This window comes from Pseudogracilibacillus amylolyticus (SeqCode) (assembly GCF_051918545.1).
Lineage (GTDB): Bacteria > Bacillota > Bacilli > Bacillales > Amphibacillaceae > Pseudogracilibacillus.
In genome coordinates, this window is the sequence record NZ_JBPPZG010000246.1 from 1 (window position 1) to 5,228 (window position 5,228).

Sequence of the window (5,228 nt, forward strand, 5' to 3'; positions counted from 1 at the left end):
ATTACCGTAATTGCAAAGGCACAGCGAGTTGGGGTATGATTAACTACTATTCGTTACTGTAATCGCAAAGAAGCAGCGAGTTGGGGTATGATTAATTACTATTCGTTACCATAATCGCAAGAACACAGTGAGTTGGGGTATGACTAACCTCTATTCATTACCGGAAGCACAAAGACACAGCGAATTGAGGAATGATTAACTACTCTACTATTCATTACCGGAAGCACAAGGTCGATGACAAACGTCACGTCCTGTGACGTCATCGACACTAGTACGTCCTGTACGTCGGGGGCTCAACAGCCGCCCATGGAAAGTGAAGGTATTTCCGTAGCGGTAGAACTGTTGCTATTTGAACTTTACCGCACCGTTTATGGATTTTGTGACAAAAACTCAGATCTTTTCATTGAGACAAATGGGAATTACAGCCCAAAACTTATAGAAAACATCCATAAACAAAAAAGCAAAACACCAAGGTTCTGTTAATTTTTGTTATTATCCGCTAGTATTTTCTCTATTTTCGTTGCCATAATATCAATTGCAACATGATTTTGTCCACCTTCTGGGATGATAATATCCGCATATCTTTTTGTGGGCTCTACAAATTGTAAGTGAGCTGGTCTTACAGCGTTAATATATTGATTAATTACCGAATCAAGTGATCGCCCACGTTCCTTTATATCTCGTAGCAATCTCCTGATAATTCTTAAGTCGGAGTCTGTGTCAACAAACACTTTAATATCCATTAATTCAACAAGGCGCGGATCCTCTAAAATGAGAATTCCCTCTACAATAATGACTTGTTTTGGTTCTACCGTTATCACTTTATCTGAGCGGGTATGAAGTTTGTAATCGTAAACTGGTTTCCCTATTGGTTTAAGATCAATTAAATCTTTTAAATGCTGGATGAGTAAATCATTATCAAACGCTAGAGGATGATCATAATTCGTCTTTAGTCTTTCTTCAAAGGACAGATCGCTTTGATCTTTATAATAAGAGTCCTGTTCGATGACAAGAATAGTTTTATCACAAAATTTTTTGCAAATTGAACGAGTTACTGAAGTTTTCCCACTACCACTTCCTCCTGCAACTCCGATAACAACTGGTTTATTTAAGGACATATATTTGCTCCCCTGTTCCTACATTTTTCTCATACTAAATCATACAGGATTAGATAAAAATATGCTATTTAATATGTCATTTTCTTTGGCAGATAAGAAACCAACATGGCTAGCCCTGAGCGAGCCACCAACTATGATGAAAATAGGTTTATTTTCATACAAAGTATAAAACTTTCTTGACTCGCTCACTAGCTAAAAGCTCGGGTGTCCTGGGAATGCACTTTCGTTCGTCCCACCGTAAAGATTTGTCTCAGGCGTAAGTCACTAGCATGTCAATCACTCGTAAGTGCAACTCATACTCTCGCCAAGGCATAACGATAAACCAAGTTTTCTAACTTGTTAATAAGCTGACGATTAAAGAATCAACCATTTAGGTTTTTAAATAAAAATTTTTAAGATGTTGTTAACAACATATAACTTTGTTATTATATACATAAGTTAATATATTTTGGATAGAGAATGGAGAAACCGCAAACACTTACACCACCCGAGTGCAAGTACGTTTTGTGGTTTTTTTTATTAGTTTATGAGAAATGATAAGTATAGGCATCAATTTAAAGTTGATGTTATAAATACACGATTGGAGAGATAAAAATGTCATTATTTTCAAGTCATCAGCGAAATGAGCAGTTTAAACAAATGAAACAAGAAAATTTAGACGTGTTAGTAATCGGGGGTGGCATCACTGGAGCAGGAATTTCGTTAGATGCCGTAACAAGAGGGTTAAAAACCGCAGTTGTAGAAATGCAGGATTTTGCAGCTGGTACCTCCAGTCGATCAACTAAATTGGTTCACGGTGGTTTACGCTACTTACAACAACTTCAAGTTAAATTAGTTGCTGAAGTCGGGAAGGAACGAGCGATTGTATATGAAAATGGTCCACATATTACAACACCTGAATGGATGATGTTGCCATTTTATAAAGGTGGTACATTTGGCCCCCTTACTACAAATATCGGATTACGGGTCTATGATTTCCTTGCTGGGGTAAAGAAAAGTGAACGTCGTAAAATGTTTAATTCTAAAGAGGCGATTCAAAAAGAACCACTTATAAAAAGGGAAGGTTTAAAAGGCGCCGGCTATTATGTTGAATATAAAACAGATGATGCCCGTCTAACCATTGAGGTATTGAAAAAAGCAATTGAACGAGGCGCCCATGCAATGAATTATGCAAAAGCAGTTGATTTAATCTATAATGCATCTGGAAAAGTTTGTGGTGCTAAAGTAAAAGATATGGTTAGCGGAGAATTACATGAAATATATGCAAAAAAGATTATAAGTGCCAGTGGTCCGTGGATCGATGATTTACGAGAGATAGACCATTCCAAAGAAGGTAAAACGTTACACTTATCTAAAGGGATCCACCTTGTCTTTTCCAAAAAAGTCTTCCCACTTAAGCAAGCTATTTACTTCGATAGTCCGGACGGCCGGATGATTTTTGCAATCCCACGTGACAATAAAACTTATGTAGGAACGACAGATACGTATTATGAGGGTGATATTGAAAACATCACCGCTACAACGGAAGACCGGGATTATATCTTAGACGCCATCCAATTCATATTTCCGTCATTAAATATCCAAGCTACTGATGTCGAATCAAGCTGGGCGGGAGTAAGGGCTTTGTTCTCAAACGGAGATAGTGAAAAACCGGGTGAAATTTCACGCAAAGAAGAAATTTTCATTTCTGAATCAGGCCTTATTTCTATCGCTGGTGGTAAGCTAACAGGCTATCGTAAAATGGCAGAAGAAGCTGTAGACACTGTAGTAGAACAATTAAAAGAAGAAGAAGGCATTCTTTATTCAAGTTCCGTGACAAAACATTTACCTTTATCCGGTGGGGACGTCGGTGGTTCAAAGGGGTTTGAACAATTTCAAAAACAAAAGCTAATAGAGGGAACGGCATTAGGAATTCCGGAAACCATCGTTCGAAAGCTAATTAATATGTATGGAGGAAATGTGGATACACTCTTTACTATTTACCAAGAAAATATAGAAAAAGCAAAACAAGAACAGATTGATCCATTTGTTTTGACAGAGCTAATATATAGTATCGATTATGAACTAACTTTTAAGCCTGTAGATTTCTTTATCCGCCGTACAGGTGCATTATATTTTGATATTAATTGGGTGCTAAACAATAAAAGCTCCGTTATAAATTATATGGCTAAATCATTACAATGGAATGAAGACCAAAAGAAAGAGTTCAGTGATGAGTTAGAGAAAGCATTATATGAAGCTGCTATTTAATTTAAAGTCAAATACCACCAAAGAGGCTTCTATCCGATTAGTAAATAGCAGCCTCTTCTTTCATTAATAATAATTTAGTCTCCCCATAATTCAATTTATGATATTGATACGGCTATAGCATCGGAGTTTAAAGCTAGTTCTATATCATGTTTTGTTGTTACTAATCCTTCTGAAATAATCGGTTTATTCGTTTTCTTGATAATAACTTTAATTACTCCTATAAATAAATATTACATTTTCCGAAAAATTATTGAATATTCCGACATTTATTTGCGAATTTCGCCATAACTTTTCTTTCTAAACTGTAAGGGAGTCAATCCTTGATGCTTTTTAAAATGTTGTATGAAATTACTATGGTTCATATAACCGAATTTTTCTCTTATTTCTTTTAGCGGTTTATTTGTGTAAATAAGCTCGTACGTTATTTCTTCTATTTTTCTTTTTGTAATATAATGTGCTACAGTTTCACCTATTTGTAATTTAAATAAATTGGATAGATGTGTTGTGGAAATATTCAATTGTTCCGCAATCCACGAAACCGACAATTTACTATCCTCAAGATGATGAGTGATTAAATATAAAGCTCTTTCAACATGTGCACTACCTTCAAATAATATTTGGCCGGCAATAATATCTTTTTCTAACCGCTCCACAAGCCAATGAATTGATAACAGATATTCGGAGAGATTTTCCCATTTTTCAATCCGAGCAATAACATCATAAGCGTGAGCAAGAACTCTTGGATGTAGTAAGTTCCTTCGATTATGTATCCTAATAATATCGGTAATAATACTAATGAAAAAAGTTCTAGCGATAAATACTTGTTCCACTTCAGATAAATCAAGTAAGTTAAAACAAAAATCTGATAAAAAATCCTCACATTTTTCAAATTCTTTTTGCTCTAGACTGTTAAATATTTTTTGATCAAATTCAGTTACAAGCGCTTCTAGATCAAATGTTATAATACTTTCGAGATTAACACTTTCTACGTTTTCCCATATACTATTTATCTCTCCCACCTCTTCCCAAAAGTAAAACTGTCTTCTTTGTATCGTGCACTCATTTCCCTGCTTCATCTTTTAGTTAGGTTGGAATCATAATTACTTATTACTCAGAAATAAAAATTAGTAAGACTTTTGCACGACTAAATTAAGTTTACCTTTCAAAAAGGAAAGTTCCTATTAACTAAAGTTAATAATTTAAATAATATTTAATTCCTTTGCACGAACAATTGCCTGGGTCCTGTTTCTCACTTGTAATTTTTGATAAATGATATGATTATATACTTTAACTGTGCCTTCAGTTAAGAAGAGTTTAAGAGCTATTTCTTTATTTGTATACCCTTCTTCCATATACTGTAATATCTTTTGTTCTTGGTAAGTCAATTCTTCAATTTGCTTTTCACTAGTAACTTGTCTACCTTTTATCCTCCTTAAAATTGCATTGATTCTTGCTATTAGTTCATTCGGATCAAATGGTTTCGTCAGATAATCATCCCCACCCAATTCTAGACTTGAAACAATCGATTGTTTTTCAGCTAAGCTACTTAAATAAATAATTGGGATATCTCTATACTTTTTATCTTTACGAATTTTTTTACAAACTTCATGACCATTCATCTCCGGCATTACTATATCTAAAACTAATAAATCCGGATCAAATTTTTTAACTTTCTCTAAAGCTTCTATACCGTTTTGGGCAGTAATTACTTCATAGTTATTTTTCTCCAAGTATAGTTGTAGCAAATTAAGAATTTTTCTTTCATCCTCTGCCACTAAAATTTTCCCTTTTTTAGTCACTTTCGTATTCCCCCTTTATTGGTAACGTAAAATAAAATGAACTCCCTTCTTCAATTTGACT

Annotated in this window: 5 protein-coding genes; 1 reads left to right on the forward strand and 4 read right to left on the reverse strand. The window is 34.5% G+C overall.

The window, feature by feature from the left end; genetic code table 11:
• Positions 1–479: 479 nt before the first annotated feature.
• Positions 480–1,118, reverse strand: a complete 639-nt coding sequence (gene udk / locus ACPYKA_RS18515) for a uridine kinase (protein ID WP_479543681.1) — start codon at positions 1,116–1,118, stop codon at positions 480–482.
• A 594-nt stretch (positions 1,119–1,712) separates the two neighbouring features.
• On the opposite strand from udk, the gene ACPYKA_RS18520 reads away from it, so the two are divergent.
• On the forward strand, positions 1,713–3,368 hold the full coding sequence (locus ACPYKA_RS18520; RefSeq protein ID WP_479543682.1) for a glycerol-3-phosphate dehydrogenase/oxidase: 1,656 nt from the start codon (positions 1,713–1,715) through the stop codon (positions 3,366–3,368).
• Positions 3,369–3,463: 95 nt separating this feature from the next.
• Here ACPYKA_RS18520 and ACPYKA_RS18525 read toward each other — a convergent pair whose 3' ends face one another.
• The 3 genes from ACPYKA_RS18525 to ACPYKA_RS18535 all read right to left on the reverse strand — a co-directional run bounded on the left by ACPYKA_RS18525 (position 3,464) and on the right by ACPYKA_RS18535 (position 5,167).
• The gene (locus ACPYKA_RS18525; RefSeq protein WP_479543685.1) at positions 3,464–3,589 is read right to left on the reverse strand and encodes a glycerol-3-phosphate responsive antiterminator; all 126 of its coding nucleotides are present in this window, start codon (positions 3,587–3,589) and stop codon (positions 3,464–3,466) included.
• A 45-nt stretch (positions 3,590–3,634) separates the two neighbouring features.
• Positions 3,635–4,387: a helix-turn-helix domain-containing protein gene (locus ACPYKA_RS18530; protein ID WP_479543683.1), complete on the reverse strand. Its 753-nt coding sequence runs from the start codon at positions 4,385–4,387 to the stop codon at positions 3,635–3,637.
• Positions 4,388–4,567: 180 nt separating this feature from the next.
• On the reverse strand, positions 4,568–5,167 hold the full coding sequence (locus tag ACPYKA_RS18535; protein ID WP_479543684.1) for a response regulator: 600 nt from the start codon (positions 5,165–5,167) through the stop codon (positions 4,568–4,570).
• Between the last annotated feature and the right edge of the window lie 61 nt (positions 5,168–5,228).